The 21,400-nt window shown below is 71.3% G+C and carries 18 protein-coding genes; 4 read left to right on the top strand and 14 right to left on the bottom strand.

The features are described from left to right. Window positions 1-116 precede the first annotated feature (116 nt). The 6 genes from ACWGKQ_RS46350 to betA all read right to left on the bottom strand — a co-directional run bounded on the left by ACWGKQ_RS46350 (window position 117) and on the right by betA (window position 8,304). Window positions 117-1,082 (bottom strand): ABC transporter substrate-binding protein, encoded by a 966-nt coding sequence (locus tag ACWGKQ_RS46350; protein WP_453298123.1) that lies wholly within the window; start codon window positions 1,080-1,082, stop codon window positions 117-119. A 13-nt stretch (window positions 1,083-1,095) separates the two neighbouring features. Then, window positions 1,096-3,069, bottom strand: coding sequence for an ABC transporter permease (locus ACWGKQ_RS46355; RefSeq protein WP_453298124.1), 1,974 nt, complete (start codon window positions 3,067-3,069; stop codon window positions 1,096-1,098). Then, the gene (locus ACWGKQ_RS46360) at window positions 3,069-4,160 is read right to left on the bottom strand and encodes a quaternary amine ABC transporter ATP-binding protein (protein WP_453298125.1); all 1,092 of its coding nucleotides are present in this window, start codon (window positions 4,158-4,160) and stop codon (window positions 3,069-3,071) included. Before ACWGKQ_RS46360 ends, ACWGKQ_RS46355 begins: the two co-directional genes overlap by 1 nt. 21 nt (window positions 4,161-4,181) lie before the next feature. Beyond that, complete coding sequence (locus ACWGKQ_RS46365) at window positions 4,182-5,651, bottom strand: aldehyde dehydrogenase family protein (protein WP_453298126.1); 1,470 nt, start codon at window positions 5,649-5,651, stop codon at window positions 4,182-4,184. Between the two features lie 142 nt (window positions 5,652-5,793). After that, on the bottom strand, window positions 5,794-6,630 hold the full coding sequence (locus ACWGKQ_RS46370; protein ID WP_453298127.1) for a 5,10-methylenetetrahydrofolate reductase: 837 nt from the start codon (window positions 6,628-6,630) through the stop codon (window positions 5,794-5,796). A gap of 3 nt (window positions 6,631-6,633) precedes the next feature. Further along, window positions 6,634-8,304 carry a choline dehydrogenase gene (gene betA / locus ACWGKQ_RS46375; RefSeq protein ID WP_453298128.1) on the bottom strand — a complete coding sequence of 557 codons (1,671 nt, stop codon included), beginning with the start codon at window positions 8,302-8,304 and terminating at the stop codon, window positions 6,634-6,636. A gap of 149 nt (window positions 8,305-8,453) precedes the next feature. On the opposite strand from betA, the gene ACWGKQ_RS46380 reads away from it, so the two are divergent. Next, entirely contained in the window at window positions 8,454-9,251 is a 798-nt protein-coding gene (locus ACWGKQ_RS46380) for an IclR family transcriptional regulator (protein ID WP_453298129.1), read from the top strand. A gap of 65 nt (window positions 9,252-9,316) precedes the next feature. On the opposite strand, the gene ACWGKQ_RS46385 is transcribed toward ACWGKQ_RS46380, so the two are convergent. The 4 genes from ACWGKQ_RS46385 to ACWGKQ_RS46400 form a co-directional block, all read right to left on the bottom strand. After that, a complete protein-coding gene (locus ACWGKQ_RS46385) occupies window positions 9,317-10,450 on the bottom strand; it encodes an aromatic ring-hydroxylating oxygenase subunit alpha (protein ID WP_453298130.1) in 1,134 nt (377 codons plus the stop codon). Window positions 10,451-10,501: 51 nt separating this feature from the next. Then, the gene (locus ACWGKQ_RS46390; protein ID WP_453298131.1) at window positions 10,502-11,665 is read right to left on the bottom strand and encodes an NAD(P)/FAD-dependent oxidoreductase; all 1,164 of its coding nucleotides are present in this window, start codon (window positions 11,663-11,665) and stop codon (window positions 10,502-10,504) included. Next, the gene (locus tag ACWGKQ_RS46395; protein ID WP_453298132.1) at window positions 11,662-12,024 is read right to left on the bottom strand and encodes a bifunctional 3-phenylpropionate/cinnamic acid dioxygenase ferredoxin subunit; all 363 of its coding nucleotides are present in this window, start codon (window positions 12,022-12,024) and stop codon (window positions 11,662-11,664) included. Before ACWGKQ_RS46395 ends, ACWGKQ_RS46390 begins: the two co-directional genes overlap by 4 nt. Window positions 12,025-12,286: 262 nt before the next feature. Next, window positions 12,287-13,372: an S-(hydroxymethyl)mycothiol dehydrogenase gene (locus ACWGKQ_RS46400; protein WP_453298133.1), complete on the bottom strand. Its 1,086-nt coding sequence runs from the start codon at window positions 13,370-13,372 to the stop codon at window positions 12,287-12,289. Between the two features lie 205 nt (window positions 13,373-13,577). Between ACWGKQ_RS46400 and ACWGKQ_RS46405 the strand changes: the two genes are divergently transcribed. Next, on the top strand, window positions 13,578-15,995 hold the full coding sequence (locus ACWGKQ_RS46405) for a SpoIIE family protein phosphatase (RefSeq protein ID WP_453298134.1): 2,418 nt from the start codon (window positions 13,578-13,580) through the stop codon (window positions 15,993-15,995). On the opposite strand, the gene ACWGKQ_RS46410 is transcribed toward ACWGKQ_RS46405, so the two are convergent. Then, window positions 15,981-16,181: a hypothetical protein gene (locus ACWGKQ_RS46410; protein WP_453298135.1), complete on the bottom strand. Its 201-nt coding sequence runs from the start codon at window positions 16,179-16,181 to the stop codon at window positions 15,981-15,983. The two genes, ACWGKQ_RS46405 and ACWGKQ_RS46410, sit on opposite strands and share 15 nt — an antisense overlap. Window positions 16,182-16,356: 175 nt before the next feature. On the opposite strand from ACWGKQ_RS46410, the gene ACWGKQ_RS46415 reads away from it, so the two are divergent. Together ACWGKQ_RS46415 and ACWGKQ_RS46420 are read left to right on the top strand one after the other, a co-directional pair. Continuing rightward, complete coding sequence (locus tag ACWGKQ_RS46415) at window positions 16,357-17,730, top strand: cryptochrome/photolyase family protein (RefSeq protein WP_453298136.1); 1,374 nt, start codon at window positions 16,357-16,359, stop codon at window positions 17,728-17,730. 126 nt (window positions 17,731-17,856) lie between these two features. Further along, on the top strand, window positions 17,857-18,297 hold the full coding sequence (locus tag ACWGKQ_RS46420; protein WP_453298137.1) for an SPW repeat protein: 441 nt from the start codon (window positions 17,857-17,859) through the stop codon (window positions 18,295-18,297). Between the two features lie 75 nt (window positions 18,298-18,372). Here the strand turns inward: ACWGKQ_RS46420 and ACWGKQ_RS46425 are convergent, their stop codons facing one another. The 3 genes from ACWGKQ_RS46425 to ACWGKQ_RS46435 all read right to left on the bottom strand — a co-directional run bounded on the left by ACWGKQ_RS46425 (window position 18,373) and on the right by ACWGKQ_RS46435 (window position 21,268). Further along, window positions 18,373-19,140 (bottom strand): ArsR/SmtB family transcription factor, encoded by a 768-nt coding sequence (locus ACWGKQ_RS46425; protein ID WP_453298144.1) that lies wholly within the window; start codon window positions 19,138-19,140, stop codon window positions 18,373-18,375. A 55-nt stretch (window positions 19,141-19,195) separates the two neighbouring features. Continuing rightward, window positions 19,196-19,735, bottom strand: coding sequence for a GNAT family N-acetyltransferase (locus tag ACWGKQ_RS46430; protein ID WP_453298138.1), 540 nt, complete (start codon window positions 19,733-19,735; stop codon window positions 19,196-19,198). Window positions 19,736-19,798: 63 nt separating this feature from the next. After that, complete coding sequence (locus tag ACWGKQ_RS46435) at window positions 19,799-21,268, bottom strand: APC family permease (protein WP_453298139.1); 1,470 nt, start codon at window positions 21,266-21,268, stop codon at window positions 19,799-19,801. Between the last annotated feature and the right edge of the window lie 132 nt (window positions 21,269-21,400).

The raw sequence follows: 21,400 nt of genomic DNA on the forward strand, positions 1-21,400 counted from the left end.
AGCGGTTAGGGCGCCAGCCCCGGGGCCGCCCCTAAACGGCAACCGCCCGGGGGGCGGTCCCCACACGGGCGCCCCCCCCGCCGGGTGTCCCGGAACAACTCTCCGCGCGGCCCTCGCTACTTCAGCCAGGCCTTCACCTTGTCGGGGTTGGCATCGACCCACTTCTTCGCCGCCGCGTCGTCCGACAGCTTGTCCACCGCGATGTACTTGGCCACGGTGTTCTGGTCGTCGTTGGTCCAGTTGAAGTTCTTCACCAGGTCGTACGCCGGGCTGCCGGACTTGGCGAAGCTCGCGCTGACGATCTTGTCGAGGTCGTAGACGGGGTAGTCGCAGGCGACCTTCGCCGCGTCGGCGTCGCAACCGGTCGTGTACTTGGGCAGGCTGACCTTGACCAGCGGCACCTCGGACAGGAACCACTGCGGTTCGTAGAAGTAGCCGATGAGCCACTGCTTGTTCTTCTCGGCCGTTCTGAAGGCCTGGATGAGCGCGGTCTCGCTGCCCGCGTACACCACCTTGAAGTTCAGCTTCAGGTTCTTCACCAGGGCGGCGTCGTTGGTGACGTACGAGGGGTCGCCGTCGAGCAGCTGGCCCTTGCCGCCGGACTCCGAGGTCTTGAAGTTGGCCGCGTACTTGTTGAGGCTCTCCCAGTTGGTGATGTCCGGGTGCGCCTTGGCCAGCCACGGCGGCACGTACCAGCCGATGATGCCCTTGTTGCCGGTGGAACCGGCCTCGACGGCCGTCTTCTGGCCGGTGATGTACTTCTTCTTCAGATCGTCGTGGCCCCAATTCTCCAGGACGGCGTCGACCTCGCCGGTCCCGAAGCCCTGCCAGGCGATCTCCTCCTTGAGGTCCTTCTTGGCGACCGTACAGCCGAGGTCGTGCTGCGCGACGTACGCGACGACCGCCGCGTCCGCCTCGTAGCCCACCCAGGGGTTGACGGCCAGGTTGAAGGTGCCGCACTTGCCGTCCGAGGACTTCGAGCCGGCGGAACTGCTCTCGCCGACCTTCGCCCCGCCGCAGGCGGTGAGGGTGAGGCCGAGGACGGCCAGGCCGGCCGCGCCGGCTCGCCAGTGTTGTGCCATGATGTCGAGCTCCTTATGCCCTGGTGCGTCGTGCCGCAGCCTGAGTGATCCGGTCGAACATGACTCCGAGCAGTACGATGGCGAGCCCTGCCGCCAGCCCCTTGCCGTACAGCTCGCCCTGCGAGAAACCGGCCACGACGTCGTAGCCGAGGGCGCCGGCCCCCACCAGGCCGCCCACCACAACCATCGACAGCACGTAGATCAGGCCCTGGTTGGTCGCGAGGGTCAGGGCGCTGCGTGCCATCGGCAGCTGGACCTTGGTGATGATCTGCCAGGTGTTGCACCCGGCCGAGGTGGCCGCCTCCACGGTGGGCGCGGACACGTTCCGCACCCCGTCCGCGATGATCTTGACGGCGACGGGTGCCGCGTAGACGACAGCCGCGATGATCGCGGTGAAGCGGGTGGCGCCGAACAGCGCCAGGAACGGCACCAGGTAGACGAACGGCGGCATGACCTGCGCGGCGTCCAGGGTGGGCCGGATCAGCCGGTCCACCAGAGTGCTGCGGCCCATCCACACGCCGAAGACGACGCCGACCAGCATCACCAGGACGGTGGCCACGGCGGTCGAGGCGAGCGTGGTCATGCTGTCCGACCACAGGCCCGTGCCGACCAGCAGGCCGACGCACACGGCCGCCGTCACCCCGGCCCGCCAGCCGCCGAGGACCGCGCCGAGCGCGACCAGGACGGCACCGACCAGCCACCACGGGGAGTCGGTGAGCAGGGTCTGGAAGGGGTTGAGCAGGCCGTTGGTGAGGGCGTCCCGCAGGGCGTTGGTGAGGCCGGAGAGGTGGTCCTGCATCCAGGTGGTCGCGGTGTCGGCGGCGCTGGCGATGTGGCTGCCGGCGGTGCCGTCGCCGGGGAACTCGGCCGCCCAGACGTAGGTGTGGGAGAGGTAGACCAGGACGACGGCGGCGGCCCCGCCCGCCCCCAGCAGCGGGCGGCGCCACGTGAGGAACCGCCCGTCCGTGCGGCGGGTCTCGGTGCGGGCGGCGGCCGCGGTGGTGACCCGGTCGAGCACGATCGCCATGACGACGATGGCGAGGCCGGCGTTGAAGGCGGTGCCGACGTCGAGCGACTGGAGGGCCTGGACGACGGTCTTGCCGAGGCCGGGCGCGTCGATCAGGGCGGCGATGGTGACCATGGCCAGGGCGGCCATGATGGTCTGGTTGACGCCCATGACGACCGTGCGCTTCGACATCGGCAGCAGCACCTTCAGCAGTTGCTGGGTGCGGGTGGTGCCGAGCGAGTCGGCCGCCTCCACGGTGGTCTCGGGCACCGAGCGGATGGCGTGCGCGGTGATGCGGATGGCGGGCGGGGCCGCGTAGATCACGGTGGTGATCACGGCGGAGGCGCCGCCGATGAGGAAGATCAGGGTCAGCGGGGCGAGGTAGACGAAGGTCGGCATCGTCTGCATGAAGTCCAGGAAGGGCGTCATGATCCGGTTGAACCGGTCGGAGAGCCCCGCCCACACGCCGAGCGGGATCCCGATGAGCAGGGCCACCAGGACCGCCGACAGGGTCAGCGCCAGGGTGTCCATGCTCTCCTGCCACAGGCCCTGGAGCCCGAAGAAGGTGAAGCCGGCGACGGCCAGCAGGGCGACCCGCCAGTTGCCCACGGCCCAGGAGACGTAGCCGGCGATGCCGACGACGCCGAGCCAGCCGATCTGCGGGACCGGGCGGCCGTCGGTCGGCTGGGAGATCAGCGACTGGACGAAGGTGACCAGGTTGTCGATGGCCAGCCGGATCTCGTTGAAGAAGTACAGGAAGAGCGGGTTGGAGTTGCGGTTGGCGCCGATGCTGTCGTTCACGTCGTTGAGCCAGCGGTGCAGACCGGTGAGGTCGGCGGCGGCCAGGGTCAGCGTCTGCCGGCCGCGGAACGCGGCGAAGAGCACCAGCCACAGGACCAGGATCGCCGCCACCGCCATCGGGCGGCTGACCTTCCTGCGGATCGTCGCGACCGGCGCGGTCGCGTCGGCGACGGCGGCCATCAGGCGCCGCCGTCCTGTCCGGCGACCACGGCGAGGATCTCCTCGTCGCCGACGATGCCCAGCAGCTTGCCGTTCTCGACGACCTTGACCGGCCTGTCGGCGGCGAGCACCGCCCGGGTCGCCTCGCGTACCACGACGTCCGGGCCCAGCTCCGGTCCGTCGAGGGCGTCGTCGGGCTCGGCGGGCCGCATGATCCAGCGCAGGGTGAGGACGTCGCCGCGCGGCACGTCCTTGACGAAGTCCCTTACGTAGTCGTCCGCCGGGGCGCCCACCAGTTCGTCGCCGGTGCCGCACTGGACCGTCTTGCCGTCCCGCATGATCAGGATGCGGTCGCCCAGTTTGAGCGCCTCGGAGAGGTCGTGGGTGATGAACACCATGGTCTTGCCGACCTCGTGGTGCAGCCGGATGACCTCGCTCTGCATGTCGCGGCGGATCAGCGGGTCGAGTGCGGAGAACGGTTCGTCGAAGAAGAGGACGTCGGGGTCGCCGGCCAACGCCCTGGCCAGACCCACACGTTGCTGCATACCGCCGGAGAGCTGGTCGGGATAGGAGTTCTCGTAACCGGCGAGGCCCACCAGTTCGACGGTCTCCATCGCCCGTTTCATGCGGTCGGCCCTGCCCATGCCCCGGATCTCCAGGCCGAACGCCACGTTGTCGACGACCTTGCGGTGCGGCAGCAGGCCGAAGTGCTGGAAGACCATGGAGAACTTGCTGCGCCGCAGCTCGCGCAGCCGCCGGGCGTCGGCGTCCCGGATGTCCTCGCCCTCGAAGACGATCTCGCCGGCGGTGGGTTCGATCAGCCGGGTCAGACATCGCACCAGGGTGGACTTGCCGGACCCGGACAGGCCCATGACGACGAAGACCTCGCCGGGCGACACCTCGAAGTCGACGTCCCGGACGGCGGCGGTGCAGCCGGTGCGGTCCATGAGCTCGCGGCGGGTGAGGCCGCACAGCTCCTCGGAGCCCGGCACCTCGTCGGCCTTGGGCCCGAACACCTTCCACAGCCGGCGCACGGAGATGACCGGGGTGCGGTCCCGGGGTTCCTCGGACGTGGCGCGCCGCTGCGACGCCTCGGTCTGGGCTGGGGGCATGGTGGGGACCTCTCTTCGGCGTCAGCCGCGGAACCAGTGCTGCGGCCGGGGTTGGATGTTCTGCCAGACGTGCTTGGGCTCTCGGTACTCGTCCAGGCCGGTCGGTCCCAGCTCGCGGCCCACGCCCGAGTGCCCGAAGCCACCCCATTCCGCCTGCGGCACATAGGGGTGGTAGTCGTTGATCCAGACGGTGCCGTGGCGCAGCCGGCGGGCGACCCGCTGGGCCTTGCCCGCGTCCTGTGTCCAGACGGCTCCGGCGAGGCCGTACTCCGTGTCGTTGGCGATGCGGACGGCGTCGTCCTCGTCCCGGAAGCGTTCGACGGTGAGCACGGGTCCGAAGGACTCCTCGTGCACCACGCGCATGTCCTGCCGGCACTCGTCGAGGACGGTGGGCGGGTAGTAGAAGCCGTTCGCGAGCGCGGGGTCGTCGGGGCGGGTGCCGCCGCAGCGCAGTACGGCACCCTCGGCGAGGCCGGCGGCGACGTACGCCTCGACCTTCTCGCGGTGCTGCGCGGAGATCAGCGCGCCGGTCTCGGCCTCGGGGTCGAAGGGGCCGCCCAGCCGGATGAGGCGGGCGCGGCGCACGACCTCGTCGACGAAGGCGTCGTGGATGGAGTCCTCGACGATCAGCCGGGCGCCGGCCGAGCAGACCTGCCCGGAGTGCAGGAAGACGGCGGTGAGCGCGAAGTCGACGGCGGTGTCGAAGTCGGCGTCGGCGAAGACCACATTGGGGTTCTTGCCGCCGAGTTCGAGGGCGACCTTCTTCACGGTCGCCGCGGCGGTGGCCATGATCCGTTTGCCGGTCTCCAGGCCGCCGGTGAAGGACACCATGTCGACGGCGGGGTGCTCGGAGAGCGCGGCGCCGGCCTCGGGTCCGGCGCCGAGGACGAGGTTGCCGACACCGGGCGGGAGTCCGGCCTCCTCCAGCGCCTTCAGCAGCAGGATCGCAGTGGAGGGAGTGAGCTCGCTGGGCTTCAGGACGAACGTGTTGCCCGCGACGAGAGCGGGCGCGACCTTCCAACTTGCTTGCAGCAGCGGGTAGTTCCACGGGGTGATCAGTCCGCACACGCCGACCGGCTCGTACACGACACGGCTGACGGCGTCCGCACGTCCGGTGTCGATCACCCGGCCGGCGCCGGTGCCCGCGATGCCGCCGTAGTAGCGGAGGCAGGAGACGACGTCGGCGATGTCGTACTCGCTCTCCACCAGGCGCTTGCCGGTGTCCAGGGACTCGGCGCGGGCGAATTCCTTGGCGTCGCGCTCGATGATGTCGGCGGTGCGCAGCAGCAGGGCGCCGCGCTCGCGCTCGGGGGTGTGCGGCCAGGGGCCCTCATCGAAGGCGCGGCGGGCCGCGGTGATCGCCGCCTCCGTGTCGGGGCGGGTCGCCTCCGAGACCGTCGCGACGAGGGTGCCGTCCGCCGGACAGCGGATCTCGCGGTGGCCGCCGGCCACCGCCGAGCGCCATTTCCCATCCACATACAGATCTGCCACGGCCGCGCCCTTCGAGCCCGAATTCGTTGCGCATTGTGCATTGGATTGCTTTTGGTGGAACACCCTGACCGAATGTACTGACAGCCGTCAAGGGCTCCGCGTATCCCGATTCGGCCGCGAAAGCGGCGCCTCCTCGGGCGGGTCAGCCGCCCAGCCGGTCCAGCAGCGCACGGCGCCACCGCTCCGTCTCGGCAACCTGGTTGAAGGTGAACAGATGGAGGCCCGCCACGCCTGCCTCCGGCGCGGTGAACGCCTCCCCGCCGCGGGCGAGCAGCCGCTCCGGGTCGTAACCGCCGGGGGTGGCGAAGCGCAGGAACCAGGAGGCGTGCCGGGTGAGGAAGCGGGTCGACTCCCCCACTCCGATCTTCGTCGCCATCGTCAGCAGCCTGGCCCGCTGGACGGGCCCGGCGACCCCTATGTATACGGGCAGGGTGACGTCCCGGCGCCGGATCCGGCCGAGCCAGTCGCCGAGCACGCGCGCGTCGAAGCAGAGGTTGCTGACGATGTAGGTGGCGTGCGCCCGCTTGTCCCACATCGCCTGGATGGTGAGGTCGTCGTGGATCAACGGGTGGCTCTCCGGATAGCCGGTGATGCCCGTCTCCGCGAAGGGTCCGCCCAGTTCGGTCAGCCGGCGCAGCACCGGCAGCGCCCCCTCGTACGGCCCGGCGGGCGGATCGGCGTCGCCCGCCGGGACGAAGAGGTCGTCGACGCCCGCCGCGCGCAGCCGCTCGGTGACGTCCTTGAGGTGGGTGTCGTCCCGCAGCAGCCGTGCGGGCACGTGCGGGACGACCCGGTAGCCGTGTGCCGCGAGCCGCTCGGTGAGGTCGAGGGTCGGCTCCAGGCCCTTGACGGGTGACGCCGTGACCGTGACCACGACGTCTCGGGGCACCTGGGCGAGGACCTTCTCCTCGGTCGCCCGCGCCGGCAGCACCTCGTAGCGGACCCGGGCGAGCAGCGCCCGCAGCGCCTCGGCGCCCATGGTCTACCCGACCTGCTTCTGGGCGTCGCGGTGCCGGTAGAAGGCGGCCTTCGAGGCGGGCAGCGGCTCCTTGCCGAGGATGAGGTCGGCCGCCTTCTCGGCGATCATCATCACCGGGGCGTAGATGTTGCCGTTGGTGACGTACGGCATCACCGAGGCGTCCACCACGCGCAGTCCCTCCACGCCGTGCACCCGCATGCTCGCCGGGTCGACGACGGACATCTCGTCCGTGCCCATCTTGCAGGTGCAGGACGGGTGCAGGGCGGTCTCGCCGTCCTTGGCGACCCAGGCGAGGATCTCCTCGTCGGTCGCCACGGACGGGCCGGGTGAGATCTCCCCGTCGTTGTAGGGGGCCAGTGCGGGCTGGTTGAGGAGCTCGCGGGCGACCCTGATCGCCTCGACCCACTCGCGGCGGTCCTGCTCGGTGGAGAGGTAGTTGAAGCGCAGGGCCGGGTGTTCGCGGGGGTCCTTGCTCCGGATCTTCACCGAGCCGAGGGCGTCGGAGTACATGGGGCCGACGTGCACCTGGTAGCCGTGGCCGCCTGCGGGCACCGAGCCGTCGTAGCGGACCGCGATGGGCAGGAAGTGGAACATCAGGTTGGGGTAGTCCACCTCGTCGTTGCTGCGGCAGAAGCCGCCGGCCTCGAAGTGGTTGGTCGCGGCCGGTCCCTTGCGGAAGAGCCACTGGAGGCCGATGAAGGGGGCCCGCCACTTCGCGAGGTACGGCTGCACGGAGACGGGCTGCTTGCAGGCGTACTGGATGTACACCTCCAGGTGGTCCTGGAGGTTCTCGCCGACGCCCGGCAGGTCGTGGACGACGTCGATGCCGAGGGCGCCCAGCTCCTCGGCGTTGCCGATGCCGGAGAGCTGGAGCAGCTGCGGGGAGTTGATCGCGCCGCCGCAGAGGATGACCTCCTTGGCCCGGACCTCCTGGAGGGCGCCCTTGCCACGCCGGTACTCGACGCCGACGGCCTTCTTGCCCTCGAAGAGGACGCGGGTGACCAGGGCGCGGGTCCTCACGGTGAGGTTGGGGCGCTTCCTGGCGGGCTTGAGGTACGCCTTGGACGCGGACAGGCGGCGGCCGCGGTGGACGTTGCGGTCGAACTTGGCGAAGCCCTCCTGCCGGTAGCCGTTGACGTCGTCGGTGGGCGCGTAGCCCGCCTCCTCGGTCGCCTTCAGGAAGGCGGAGAAGAGCGGGTTGGTGGCCGGGCCGCGCTCCAGGACCAGGGGGCCGTCGTGGCCGCGGAACTCGTCGTCCGGGTCGGCGGCGAGGCAGTTCTCCATCCGGCGGAAGTACGGGAGGCAGTGGGCGTAGTCCCAGGTCTCCATGCCGGGGTCGGCGGCCCAGCGCTCGTAGTCGAGCGGGTTGCCGCGCTGGAAGATCATGCCGTTGATGCTGCTGGAGCCGCCGAGCACCTTGCCGCGGGCGTGGTAGATGCGGCGGCCGCCCATGTGGGGCTCGGGCTCGGACTCGTACTTCCAGTCGTAGAAGCGGCTGCCGATGGGGTAGGTGAGCGCCGCCGGCATGTGGATGAAGACGTCCCACGGGTAGTCGGGGCGGCCTGCCTCCAGGACGAGCACCCGGTTGCCGGGGTCGGCCGAGAGCCGGTTCGCCAGTGCGCTGCCGGCCGATCCACCGCCGACGATGACGAAGTCGTACTGCAAGGGAGCCATGGTGCCTCGTCTCGCTCGCGCCGTCGATTGCGCGGCATGCTAGTACGGGTATCGCTATACGCACCAGGTTGCGAACCGCGCAACTTGTAAGATCTTTGTTCACATCGCGTTACTTGGAGGGTGTTGTTTACTGCGCGTATAGTTTCGCCATGAGCAACTACAGTCCGGATACCGAAACGAACGGCTCATCTTCTGGCGGCGTGCAGTCCGTCGACCGCGCCATCAGCGTCCTGGAGATCCTGGCCCAGCGCGGCGAGGCGGGGGTGAGCGAGGTGGCCGCGGAGATCGATGTTCACAAGTCGACCGCGTTCCGGCTGCTCGGCGCCCTGGAGGCACGCGGTCTCGTGGAGCAGTCGGGCGAGCGGGGCAAGTACTCGCTCGGCTTCGGCATCGTACGCCTGGCGGGGGCCGTGACGGGACGCATCGACGTCACCCAGCAGGGCCGGGTGGTGTGCGAGCGGCTGGCCGAGGAGATCGGCGAGACGGTCAACATCGCGGTGATGCAGGAGCACTACGCGATCAACCTCTACCAGGTGCGCGGCGCGGCCGCCGTCAGCGCGCACAACTGGGTCGGCCAGCTGACCCCGCTGCACGCCACCTCCAGCGGCAAGATCATGCTGGCCCACGTGCCCGCCAAGGAGCGCGCCGCGCTGATCTCGGACGGGGGGCTGAAGAAGCTGACCCCGCACACCATCTCCTCGAAGGCGAAACTGGAGAAGAACCTCGCCGAGGCCCGGGAGCGCGGTTACGCCTGGACCCTGGAGGAGCTGGAGATCGGGCTGCACGCCATGGCCGCGCCGATCCGGGACCGGGACGGCCAGGTCATCGCCTCCATCAGCGCCTCCGGGCCGTCCTACCGGTTCACCGAGGAACGCATGCACGAGCTGGCTCCGGTGCTGGTCAAGGGCGCGGAGGAGATCAGCCACCGCATGGGGTTCCTGGGCTGAGCACGCTCAGGGCGACGACCGCCGCAGGGCCCGCGTGCACACCGGTCCGACGCGGGCCACGGGCGTCAGTCCGGCTGCCGGGTGCCGAGCCGCTCGTCGACCCAGTCGTGGAAGGCGCCGATGTGGTGCTCGCTGGGCACCAGCACCCCGCCCTTCGCGTACAGCCGTGAGCTCATGCCGGGCTGGGTGCGCTCGCAGGCGTCGAAGTCCTGGCGGTTGACCCGGTCGAAGAGCTCCACGGACCGGCTGACGTCCTTGCCGCTCTCCACGACGTGCGGCAGGTAGAGCCAGTCGCACTCGACGATCGTGCGGTCGGCGGCCACCGGGTACATCCGGTGGAATATCACATGGTCCGGGACCAGGTTGATGAACACCTGCGGTTTGACGGTGATCGCGTAGTACCGCCGGTCCTGGTCCTCCGCGACCCCGGGGATACGGTCGAGCCCCTCGGAGCCGTCGACGGTGAAGCCCTGGACGTCCGCGCCGAACTCGGCGCCGTGCCCGACGTAGTACTGCGCCGCGTAGCCGTCGGCGAACTCGGGCAGCACCTCGGTGAGTTCGGGGTGGATGGTGGCGCAGTGGTAGCACTCCATGAAGTTCTCGATGATGAGCTTCCAGTTCGCCTTGACGTCGTAGACGATCCGTCTGCCGACCGAGAGGTCCTCGATGCCGTAGTGCTCGATCGACTCCACGTCGCCCAGCCGCTCGACCGCCGCCCCGATCACGTCCTCCTCGAAGGACGGCGGGTTCTCCGCGAGGCACACCCACACATAGCCGAGCCACTCCCGGACGGCCACACCCACCAGGCCGTACTCGGTGCGGCCGACGTCGGGCATCTTGGTGAGGTTGGGCGCGGCGACCAGCTTGCCGTCGAGGCCGTAGGTCCAGGCGTGGTACGGGCACTGGAAGGCGCGTGCGACCTCGCCGGTCTCCTCGGTGCGGAGCTTGGCGCCGCGGTGCCGGCACACGTTGAAGTAGGCGCGGATCGACCGGTCCCGGGCCCGGGTGACGAGGATGCTCTCGCGGCCCACGTCGACGGTGCGGAAGGCGCCGGGCTTCGGCAGGTCCGCGGCGCGGGCGACGCAGAACCACATCGTCTCGAAGATGCGCTCCTGCTCCTGGGCGAAGATCCCGGGATCGGTGTAGGCGGAGCCGGGGAGGGTGGCGATCAGGCTGTCCGGCAGGCTGGTCGAGGTCACGGTGCACTCCTCGGAGGACGTCGTGGATCGGTGGGGTGGCGCGGGCGCCGGTCAGGACGCGGCGGTGCCGAACTGCTTGCGGGCGCGGGTGAACAGCCGCGGCTGGTTCATCCCGAGCACCGCGACCTGGCGGCCCGCCCGCCGGTACACGGCGAGAAAGCTGCGGTCGTCGGTCGAGCCCTCCTCGACCGTCACGCTGTCGGCCCCGGCGGCGTGGCCGACGAACTGGATCTTCACGCCGTACTGGTCGGACCAGAAGTACGGCGGCCGGGGCGCCCCCGGTTCCCGCGCGCCGTGCGCGAGCAGGGTGGCGACGGCGGTGTCCGGTCGTTCCAGCGCGCCGGTCCAGTGCTCGACCCTGCGGTGGGAGCCGGTGTGCGGGTCGTACCAGTTGGCGCAGTCGCCGACGGCCACCACCCCGGCCACGCTGGTGCGCCCGTCGGCGCCGCACTTCACGCCGTTGTCGAGTACGACGCCGGAGCCGTCCAGCCACTCGACGCAGGGGCGCGCCCCGACGCCGACGACGACGGTGTCGGCGGGCACGCTGCGGCCGTCCTCCAGCAGGACGGCGGCCACCTGGCGCTCGCCGCTCAGCCCCTTCACCCCGACCCCGCACAGCAGCCGTACCCCGTGGTCGGCGTGGAGTGCGGAGACGACCCGGCCCATTTCCTCGCCGAGGGGTCCGGCCAGCGGGGTCGGCGCCGCCTCGATCACGGTGACGTCGAGCCCGAGCGCGTACGCCGTGGCGGCGACCTCGGCGCCGACGAACCCGCCGCCGATCACCACCAGTCGGCCGCCCCGGGCCAGGTCGTCCCGCAGCGCGCGGGCGTCGTCGAGGGTGCGCAGGGTGTGGACCCCGGCGAGGCCTTCGGTGCCGGGCAGGGTACGGGCGGCGGCGCCGGTCGCGATGACCACGCCGTCGGCGCGGACCTCCCGGCCGTCGGCCAGCCGGACGGTCCGCGCGGTGCGGTCGAGCCCGGTGGCGCGTGCGCCGAGCAGCCACTCGGCGCCGAGTTCCTCGTCGTCGCGCTCCAGCGCCAGGTCGGCCTCGCCGAGCGTGCCGGCCAGGAACTCCTTGGACAACGGCGGCCTGTCGTACGGGCGGTGGGGCTCGTCGCCGACGACGACCAGCCGGCCGTCGTACCCCCGCTGCCGCAGCGAGCGCGCGGCCGACAGTCCGGCCAGCGAGGCGCCCACCACGGCGACCGTCCTCACGCCGCGCCTCCGGCGAGGCGGGCGGTGACGCACGGCGGCAGGTTGGGCGCATCCGCGGACAACCGGACGTAGACCGTTCCGTCCTCCACGACGACCTCGTGGGTGCGCACCGGGCGCTTGGCCGGGGGTGCGTCCACGGCGCCGGTGCGCAGGTCGAACTTCGAGGCGTGCAGGGGGCATTCCACCTCGCAGCCCTCCAGCCAGCCGTCGGCGAGCGAGGCGTCCTGGTGGGTGCAGGTGTCGTCGATGGCGAAGAGCTCACCGTCATCGGTGTGGAACACCGAGACGGGCGGTTCGATGTCGAGCCGGTGGGCCTCACCTCGCGGCAGATCCGCGAGACGGCACGCGGGAATCATCATGACACCTCGGTGCGTATAGCGAAACGGATTGCGATGAGCGCAACGCCAGTCTGCGGGCCGCCGCGAAGCGTTGTCAAGGAGTTCTCGCGCCGGTTTACCCGGGCCGCGCGGGCGGTCCCGCGGACACCTCGAAGCACCCTCGAAACCGCCCGTGAGCAGGGCGAACAGGTCACGGGTGAAGTGCGGCCACGGCCCTGTCCCGGTGCCGTCACCGGGACAGGGCCGCTGCGTCGGCGGGGCGGTCAGAGACCGCGGTCGCCCGTCACAGGAGCACCACCGAGCGCAGGACGTCGCCGTGGTGCATGCGCTCGAAGGCCTTCTCGACCTCGTCGAGCCCGATGGTCTCGGTGACGAAGGCGTCCAGGTCGAGGCGGCCCTGCAGGTACAGGTCGATGAGCATCGGGAAGTCCCGGGAGGGCAGACAGTCCCCGTACCAGGACGACTTGAGCGCCCCGCCGCGGCCGAAGACGTCCAGCAGCGGCAGTTCGAGCTTCATCTCGGGGGTGGGCACGCCGACCAGGACGACGGTGCCGGCGAGGTCGCGGGCGTAGAAGGCCTGCCGGTACGTCTCCGGACGTCCGACCGCCTCGATGACCACGTCGGCGCCGAAGCCGCCGGTCAGGTCGCGCACCGCGTCCACGGCGTCGGCCTCCTTGGAGTTGACCGTGTGGGTGGCGCCGAGCCTGCGTGCCGTGTCCAGCTTGCGGTCGTCGATGTCCACCGCGATGATCCGCCCCGCGCCCGCCAGGTTCGAGCCGAGCACCGCGGCCGCGCCGACGCCTCCGCAGCCGATGACGGCGACGGTGTCGCCACGGCCGACACCGCCCGTGTTGAGGGCGGCGCCGATGCCCGCCATCACGCCGCAGCCCAGCAGTCCGGCGGCCGCCGCCGACGCACGCCGGTCGACCTTGGTGCACTGCCCGGCCGCCACCAGCGTCTTCTCCGCGAAGGCGCCGATCCCGAGGGCGGGCGAGAGTTCCGTGCCGTCGGTCAGGGTCATCTTCTGCTTGGCGTTGTGCGTGTTGAAGCAGTACCACGGCCGCCCGCGCAGACAGGCCCGGCACTGGCCGCACACGGCACGCCAGTTGAGGATCACGAAGTCACCGGGCGCCACGTCGGTGACCCCGTCGCCGACCGCCTCGACGACCCCCGCCGCCTCGTGCCCCAGCAGGAACGGGAAGTCGTCGCTGATCCCGCCCTCGCGGTAGTGCAGATCGGTGTGGCAGACCCCGCAGGCCTCGATCCTGACCAGCGCCTCGCCCGGACCGGGGTCGGGCACGACGATGGTCTCCAGACTGACGGGGGCGCCCTTGCTCCGCGCGACGACGGCACGAACCTGCTGGGACATGGCCACTCCTCGGCTGACTGAGGCGGCGAGATGTTGCCCAATACGGCACGCATCTCGTGTTTCGCAACACAGCATCGCGGAGGCCGCAGCGGGGGTCAAGGATCTGTCAGCGACCCACGGGGGCCGCCCGCGCGGGTATCATCTATTGCGCAAACACCACAAACCACCACATCCCGAGTCCGGCACTGATGTGCCCGAGGTGAGGATGCGCGACATCACCTTCGACGGCCGCGGCGAGCTTCCGGAGCCCGGGGGCGAGGCGGAGGTCCTGCTCGACGCACAGGGCCGGCTCGCGGCCTGGGGCCCGGGCGCCGAGGAGCTGCTCGGCCATTCGGCGCGGGAGGTGCTCGGGCGGCCCGCGGACACGTTGCTCCACGACCCCGCCGACGGCGCGCAGGTGCTCCGGCGCTGGCAGGCGGGTGCCCGCCGGGGGCCGCTGGTGCTGCGGCGACGCGACGGGGAACCGGTCGAGGTCCAGGTCTGGGCGCGCTCCCTCACCTCGGCGGACGGCGAGCGCCGGTGGCTCGTGCAGGGGGCGGGCGCGGAGTCGTACCGGACGTACAAATTCGGCCGTGCCCTGTTGCAGGGGCTGTTCACCGACATCCCCTTCCACATCGACCTCTTCGACACGCGGCTGCGGTTCATCGCCCAGAACCTCGCGCAGCGGCGCGCCGGGGTGTTCCGGGAGACCCCGTACACCGGGCACACCATGCGGGAGATGGCCCCGCCCGGCCTGCTGGACCTCGATGCCCTGGAGGAGCGGCAGCGGCGGGTACTGGAGACCGGCGAGGCATTGATCGACACCGAGGTGGTCGGCCATCCCGTCCCCGGTTCGCCCGACGACTACGTGTGGTCGGAGTCGATCCTGCCGCTCAGGAACCCGTCCGGGAGGGTGATCGCGCTGGCCCATGTGGTCTCCGACGTGACCCAGCGGGTCCGCTCGCGGGAGCGGCTGGTCCTGGCCAACGAGGCCGGCAGCCGGATCGGGACCTCCCTGGACCTCTGGCAGACGGCCCGGGAACTGGCCGACGTCGCGGTGCCCTGGTTCGCCGACACCTGCCACGTCGACCTGCTGGACTCCATCTTCCCCGACCGGGAGCCCGCCGACGACGCGCAGCCGGGCCACCCGCTGCTGCGCCGAGCCGCCGGCAGCGGAGCCACCGGGGAGGGCAGCACCGACGGGGCCCGGGCGGTAGCGGTGGGCGAGCCCGACACGGCGGCGACGGCGCCCGGCTCGCCGTTCCTCGACGCCCTGGCCAAGGGCGGGTCCGTGCTCCTCGCGGACGAGCAGCTGTCCCCCGGCACCGCGGGCCGGATGGCACCGGGCGCCGGCCCGGACGTCCACTCCTGGCTGCTCGTCCCCCTGCTCGCCCGGGGTGTCGCCCTCGGCACCGCCGTCTTCATGCGTTCCCGCAGCCCCCGCCGGTTCGAGCCCGAGGACGTGCGGCTCGCCGAGCAGATCGTGACCCGCACCGCGGTGTGCGTCGACAACGCGAGCCGCTACCACCGGGAGCGGACGACGGCCCGGACCCTGAGGCGCAGTCTGCTCCCCCAGCGGCTGCCGTCGCCGTCGGCGGTGCGGACGGCGTCCCGCTATCTGCCGGCCAGCGAGCACACCGGGCTGGGCGGCGACTGGTTCGACGTGATCCCGCTGTCCGGGGCGCGGGTGGCGCTCGTGGTGGGCGACGTGGTCGGGCACGGTCTCCAGTCGGCGGTGACCATGGGCCGGCTGCGCGGTGCGGTACGCACGCTCGCGGATCTCGACCTGTCCCCGGTGGAGCTCCTCGCCCACCTGGACGAGCAGATGAGCCGGTTCCTCGACGAGCGCGGCGACGAGGTGTCCCTGGTGACGGGGGCGACCTGCCTGTACGCGGTGTACGACCCGGTGTCGCGGCTGTGCCGGCTGGCTCGGGCCGGCCATCCGCCGCCGGCGGTCGTCTCGGCGGACGGCGCCGTCGAGTTCGTGGCCCTGCCCGGCGGCCCGCCGCTGGGCCTGGGCGGTGTCGTGTTCGAGGAGCGCGAGATCGCCCTGGACGACGGCGACCTCATCGTCCTTTACACCGACGGGCTCCTTGAGTCACGTGCGCAGGACCTCGACACCGGGCTGCGCCGGCTGCGCGCCGCCCTGTCCCGCACCCCGGTGTCGGCCGCTCCGCAGGAGGTGTGCGACACCCTGGTGCGCGACCTGCTGCCGCCGGGGCACCAGGACGACGTGGCCGTCCTGGTGGCCCGGATGAGCGGTCTGGCCCCGGACTCCCATGTCACCTGGGAGATCGGGGCGCGGGACGAAATGGTCGGCCGGGCACGGGAGCTGACGGCACGGCAGCTGGCGCGCTGGGGCCTGGCGGAGTCGTCGTTCACCACCGAGCTGATCGTCAGCGAGCTGGTGACGAACGCACTGCGCTACGGCGGTGCGCCGATCACGCTGCGCCTGATCCGGGACCGGAGCCTGATCTGCGAGGTGTCGGACGGCAGCAGCACCTCGCCGCACGTGCGGCGCGCCCAGGACACCGACGAGGGCGGACGCGGTCTCTACCTGATCGCCCAGCTCGCGCAGAACTGGGGGACGCGGTACGGCGACCGGGGCAAGACCATCTGGGCCGAGCAGTCACTGACCGGCTGACGCGGACACCGCGGAGGGCGACCCGTCGTCCGAGCCGGGCACCACGACCAGGAAGGCGTCCGTGCTGAGGTCCATCACCACGGTCGCCCGGCCGCCCTCGGCCCGGCACCTCGCCGCGTACTCCTCGGCCGGCCACGAGCCCCGGGGAGACCCGGCGGGAAATCGCTCCAGCACCCTCGCGCCCATAGTGGTCCTGCACCTCCCGAGTCGGTTTTCCACCTTGCGGTGCGCTTGCCCCCGATCGACGCGGACATGCCGGAAACACGGAAGAGCGCAGGCCGCCGGTCCGCCGCCGGGGCGCGGAGAAGTGGGAGCGTGGAGCTTTCGCAGCCTGTTCCCGTACCGCCCTGGAGCCACCCGGATGAACGTCTCGGTCGTCCTGTTCACCGCCGACCTGCGTCTGCACGACCATCCGCCGCTGCGGGCGGCCCTGGACGGCTCGCGCGAGGTCGTGCCGCTGTTCGTGCGGGACCGCGGGGTGGACCGGGCCGGTTTCGCGGTGCCCAACCGGCTGGCGTTCCTCGCCGACTGCCTGCGCGACCTGGACGCGGGGCTGCGCGAGCGCGGTGGCCGGCTGGTGGTGCGTTCGGGAGACCTGGTCGAGGAGGTGTGCAAGGTGGCGGCCGAGGCGGACGCCGACGCGGTGCACCTGGCGGCCGACGTGAGCGGGCACGCGCAGCGCCGGGAGGAGCGGCTGCGCCGTGCCCTGGCGGCGGACGGCCGGCGACTGCACGTGCACGACGCGGTGACCGCGGCGGTCCCGGCCGGCGCGGTGACCCCGGCCGGCTCGGACCACTACGCGGTGTTCACGCCGTACTTCCGGCAGTGGTCGCTCCACCCGCTGCGGGACGCCGTGGCCGCGCCGCGCCGGGTCCGGGTGCCGGACGGGGTCGGGTCCGAGCCGCTGCCGCGCCGCGACCGGCTGTCCGGCGTGTCGGCGGGCCTGGCCGCCGGTGGCGAGGCGGAGGGCCGCGGGCGGCTGGCGGCCTGGCTGCGGGCGGGCATCGGGTCGTACGAGGAGCGCCACGACGACCTGGCCGGCGACGCGACCTCCCGGCTCTCGCCGCATCTCCACTTCGGGACGCTCTCCCCCGTCGAGCTGGTCCACCGGTCCCGGAAGGCGGGCGGGCCGGGCGCCGAGGCGTTCGTGCGGCAGCTGGCGTGGCGGGACTTCCACCGGCAGGTGCTGGCCGTGCGGCCGGCGGCGGCCACGGCCGACTACCGTACGAAACACGACCGTTGGCGCACCGGGCGGGACGCCGGCGAGGACGCCGAGGCGTGGCGTGCGGGGTGTACCGGCTACCCGGTCGTCGACGCGGCGATGCGCCAGCTGCGCCACGAGGGCTGGATGCACAACCGCGGCCGGCTGCTGACGGCGAGCTTCCTGGCCAAGACGCTGTACGTGGACTGGCGGGTGGGCGCCCGGCACTTCCTGGAGCTGCTGGTCGACGGGGATGTGGCGAACAACCAGCTCAACTGGCAGTGGGTGGCGGGCACCGGCACGGACTCCCGCCCCAACCGGGTCCTCAATCCGGTGATCCAGGCGAAGCGTTACGACCCGGACGGCGAGTACGTCCGGCGCTGGGTGCCGGAGCTGGCGGGGCTGCCGGGGGCGAAGGTGCACGAGCCGTGGAAGCTGGGCGCCCCGGACCGGGCGGCGTTCGACTACCCGGAGCCGATCGTCGACCTGGCGGACGGTCTCGCCCGCTTCCGGCAGGCCCGGGAGCGCGGCTGAGCGCGGCGGGGCGGCCGGGCCCGCGCGGGAGTACACATAAGGAAGAAATAAGAGCAGAATGCTCTCTAGCGGCGCATACCGCACGCACCAGACGCGGTCAGGCCTGCAAGTCAAAGGAGACGAGTCATGGCCAACGTCTCGCACGGCAGAAGTGACATAGCCAGCCACCCCGATGTCTCCGAGATGCGGGAGCGCTACGCCCGCATGCTCGGCGGCCGTGATGTGGCGCTCGTGGACGGACCGGTGTTCCTGCTCGGTCTGTACTGCGCGGCGTCCCCGTGGATCCTCCACTACACGGCGAGCCAGCCCGCGCTCGTGGCCCACAACCTGATCATGGGCATAGCGATAGGCCTGCTGGCACTGGGCTTCACCAGGGCGCCGGAGCGCATGTACGGCCTCAGCTGGGCCATGTGCGCCATCGGCATCTGGATGATCATCGCCCCCTGGGTGGTCGGCACCAGCCCTGACAAGGGCGTCATCATCAACAACGTCATCATCGGCGCGCTGGCCCTCTGCCTCGGGCTGGTGTGCGCCGCTTCGGCGGCCAAGCGGACGCCTATGACCTAGGCACAGCGGCATCCCCTGGAAGGGAGGACGCGGGGCCGGTCCGACGACGGTGGACCGGCCCCGTGGCGCGCCCGCTCAGCGGCCGGGGACCAGCCAGGGCTCCTGCGGCAGCGGACGGCCGGTCTCGATGAGGGACTTCAGGTTGGACAGCACGGCCGGCCAGCCGGACGAGACGGCGCGGAGCTCGTCCTCGCCGCCCAGGTCCTCGTGGGTGACGGTGAGCTTGACGATGTCGGCGTGCGGCCGGATGTCGAAGGTGACCCGGGAGTGCCGGCCCCGGTCGTCCTCGTCCGCGGGTGCGGCCCAGGTGGTGACCAGGCGGGTCGGTCGCTCGCTCTCGACGACGGTGCCGACCACGTCCGCGATGCCGGAGCCGTCCGTGCGCACGTGCTCCCAGCGGGAGCCGGGCCGCCAGTCGGAGACGTTGGAGTGCCCCCAGTAGACGGCGGTCAGGTCGGCGTCCGTGAGGGCGTCCCAGACCTTCTCGGGGGTGCTGGCGATGTAGGTGACGTAGACATAGCTGGGCTGGTCGCTCATGGCTTCCTCGGCTCGTCGCTTCAGGTCGCCGAGCGCGCGCAGGCGCGGGCGCTCGAACTTGTCGATCCACCGCTCCTGGATCTCGTGGAGCGGCACCGGGTTGAGGTAGTGCAGCTTCTCCCGCCCCCGCCGCACGGTGCTGACCAGGTTGGCGGCCTCCAGGACGGCCAGGTGCTGGGTCACCGACTGCCGGGCCATCGCGATGTGCCCGCACAGCTCGCCCAGCGTCTGGCCGTTCCGCTCGTGCAGCCGGTCGAGCAGCCGCCTGCGCGTGTCGTCGGCCAGCGCCTTGAAGACCTGGTCCATCCCGCTGTCGTCCGCTGATCGCACACCCAACGTTATGCAGGTAATTCCCTGCATGTCAACGCGGGCGGCCGGTGCCGTCCGCTCGGGACGCCGTGTCGAACGAGATCCACACGTCCGGCGGCAGCTCCGGCCGGCCCGGTACCGGGCGGGGCCGCTCCGTCCAGTCGTCGCCGGCGGCCTCGGCCGCGACCCGCCGCCAGAAGGCGACGGCGCCCGGGTTCTCGTACTGGAACGCGATCTCCCAGCGGCCCGGATGACGGGCGAGGACCTCGCGTACGGCGGCCAGCCCGATGCCCGTCCGCCGTACGCCGCGCACCACGAAGAAGCTGTTGAGCACCCGCGCGGGGGCGTCCAGCGCCCGGACGAACGCGAAGCCGACCGGATGCTCGCCGCGCACGAAGAGGTAGGGCGCCCAGTCGGGCGAGGAGAAGGCGTCCTCGACGCGCTCGTCGCGGAACGAGCCGTCGGGAGCCGGCAGGAGCCCTCGGAACCCGGACAGGTCGTGGCGGAACATCAGCCACAGGCGTTCGACGACGGGGCGGTCCCCGGGGACGGCAGGGCGGACGACGACGTCCGCTTCGGTGTGCTCGGTCATGAAAAAAGCCTCACCCGGTGGGAGTTGACCGCACCGGATGAGGCTGACGCTTACGCCGGAACGCTACACCACGGCCGCCTCGTCGGGTGTCAGGTACTCCTCGCTGATCTCCTTCGCCCCGAACGGCCACACCTTCTCCAGCCGGGCCCAGACCAGGAACGCCACGCAGCCGAGAGCGAGCCAGGCCAGGGACCACTCGATGGGGTGGCGGCCCGGGGAGTTCCGGTCGGCGTAGCCGTAGATCACGCACCAGCCGGCGAAGGCGACGATGCTCGGCAGCGGGTACAGCCACATGCGGTACGGCCGCTTCAGGGCCGGCTGCCGGCGGCGCAGCACGGTGAGCGCGACGATCTGGGCCAGCGCCTGGACGATCACCATCACGGTGGTGAGCAGCTGGATCAGCGTGGCCAGGTCGGTGTGACGGCCGATCAGGAAGCCGATCGCGGTGATCACGCCCATGGTCGCGAGCCCCAGCATCGGGAAGCGGTGCTTGGGGTGCAGTTTCTCGTAGGGGCGGAAGAAGACCCGGTCGCGGGCGGCGTCGTAGGGCACCCGGGAGCCGCCGAGCAGGCCGGTGAAGACCGAGGCGAAGGCCGTGATCAGGATCAGCACGGTCACCGTGTCGGCGGCCCCCTTGCCCCAGGTCTTCTCAAGAACCGCCGAGGCCACGGAAGTCGACGCGATGTCGTCCGGGTTCGTCATGCGGTGCCAGTCGATGACGCCGAGGGTGCCGATCTGGAGCAGCAGGTAGATCGCCATGATGCCGAGGATCGAGAAGAGGATGGAGCGCGGCAGGACGCGCCCTGGGTCCTTGATCTCGGCGCCCATGTAGGCCGTGGTGTTGTAGCCGAGGTAGTCGTAGATGCCGATGGTCAGGCCCGCGGCGAAGCCGAGCCAGAAGTGGTCACTCGTCAGGTCGAAGGCGTGCGCCGGGTAGGTGAAGGCCAGGTGCGGGCTGAAGTCGCTCGCCGCGGCGACGATCACCAGCAGCACCGAGGCGATCATCACCGTCCACATGACGGCGGTGATCCTGGCGATGTGCTCGATGCCGCGCCAGAGCAGGAGCACCACCAGCGCGATGACGCCGAGCCCGATCAGGTCGCCGGAGGTCTGGCCGAGGCCCGGGGCGAGGTAGCCCAGGTACTGGACGAAGCCGACCACCCCCGTGGACATGATCAGCGGGATGAAGAGCATCGCCGTCCATACGAACAGGAACGGCATCAGGCGTCCGGTGCGGTACTGGAAGGCCTGGCGCAGATAGACGTAACTGCCGCCGGAGCCGGGCATCGCGGCGCCGAGTTCGGCCCAGACGAGGCCGTCGCAGAGCGCGAGCACCGCGCCCGCGACGAAGCCGATCACCGCCTGCGGGCCGCCGAACGCGGCGACCATCAGCGGGATGGTCACGAACGGACCGATGCCGCACATCTGGCTCATGTTGATGGCGGTGGCCTGGAACAGGCCGACGCGGCGGACGAAACCGCCGGTCGGCGGGGCACTGCCCGAGACGACGGGACTACGGGGACCAGCAGACATGGGGGCTCCTGAGCGAGACACGGGGAGGCGGAACGAGGCGCGGACGACGAGACGGGGGCCGACTCGGCGGGATGGCCGATAAAGTTAAGGAGCCTTACTAGATGCGTCAAGTATGCGTCGGGAATCGGTGAG

It is taken from the genome of Streptomyces sp. NPDC054770 (genome assembly GCF_053611985.1).

Coding starts and splice junctions, on each gene's coding strand:
- ACWGKQ_RS46350 (WP_453298123.1), bottom strand. CDS start 1,082: ATGGCACAACACTGGCGAGCCGGCGCGGCCGGCCTGGCCGTCCTCGGC.
- ACWGKQ_RS46355 (WP_453298124.1), bottom strand. CDS start 3,069: ATGGCCGCCGTCGCCGACGCGACCGCGCCGGTCGCGACGATCCGCAGG.
- ACWGKQ_RS46360 (WP_453298125.1), bottom strand. CDS start 4,160: ATGCCCCCAGCCCAGACCGAGGCGTCGCAGCGGCGCGCCACGTCCGAG.
- ACWGKQ_RS46370 (WP_453298127.1), bottom strand. CDS start 6,630: ATGGGCGCCGAGGCGCTGCGGGCGCTGCTCGCCCGGGTCCGCTACGAG.
- betA (WP_453298128.1), bottom strand. CDS start 8,304: ATGGCTCCCTTGCAGTACGACTTCGTCATCGTCGGCGGTGGATCGGCC.
- ACWGKQ_RS46380 (WP_453298129.1), top strand. CDS start 8,454: ATGAGCAACTACAGTCCGGATACCGAAACGAACGGCTCATCTTCTGGC.
- ACWGKQ_RS46395 (WP_453298132.1), bottom strand. CDS start 12,024: ATGATGATTCCCGCGTGCCGTCTCGCGGATCTGCCGCGAGGTGAGGCC.
- ACWGKQ_RS46400 (WP_453298133.1), bottom strand. CDS start 13,372: ATGTCCCAGCAGGTTCGTGCCGTCGTCGCGCGGAGCAAGGGCGCCCCC.
- ACWGKQ_RS46405 (WP_453298134.1), top strand. CDS start 13,578: ATGCGCGACATCACCTTCGACGGCCGCGGCGAGCTTCCGGAGCCCGGG.
- ACWGKQ_RS46410 (WP_453298135.1), bottom strand. CDS start 16,181: ATGGGCGCGAGGGTGCTGGAGCGATTTCCCGCCGGGTCTCCCCGGGGC.
- ACWGKQ_RS46415 (WP_453298136.1), top strand. CDS start 16,357: ATGAACGTCTCGGTCGTCCTGTTCACCGCCGACCTGCGTCTGCACGAC.
- ACWGKQ_RS46420 (WP_453298137.1), top strand. CDS start 17,857: ATGGCCAACGTCTCGCACGGCAGAAGTGACATAGCCAGCCACCCCGAT.
- ACWGKQ_RS46425 (WP_453298144.1), bottom strand. CDS start 19,140: ATGGACCAGGTCTTCAAGGCGCTGGCCGACGACACGCGCAGGCGGCTG.
- ACWGKQ_RS46430 (WP_453298138.1), bottom strand. CDS start 19,735: ATGACCGAGCACACCGAAGCGGACGTCGTCGTCCGCCCTGCCGTCCCC.
- ACWGKQ_RS46435 (WP_453298139.1), bottom strand. CDS start 21,268: ATGTCTGCTGGTCCCCGTAGTCCCGTCGTCTCGGGCAGTGCCCCGCCG.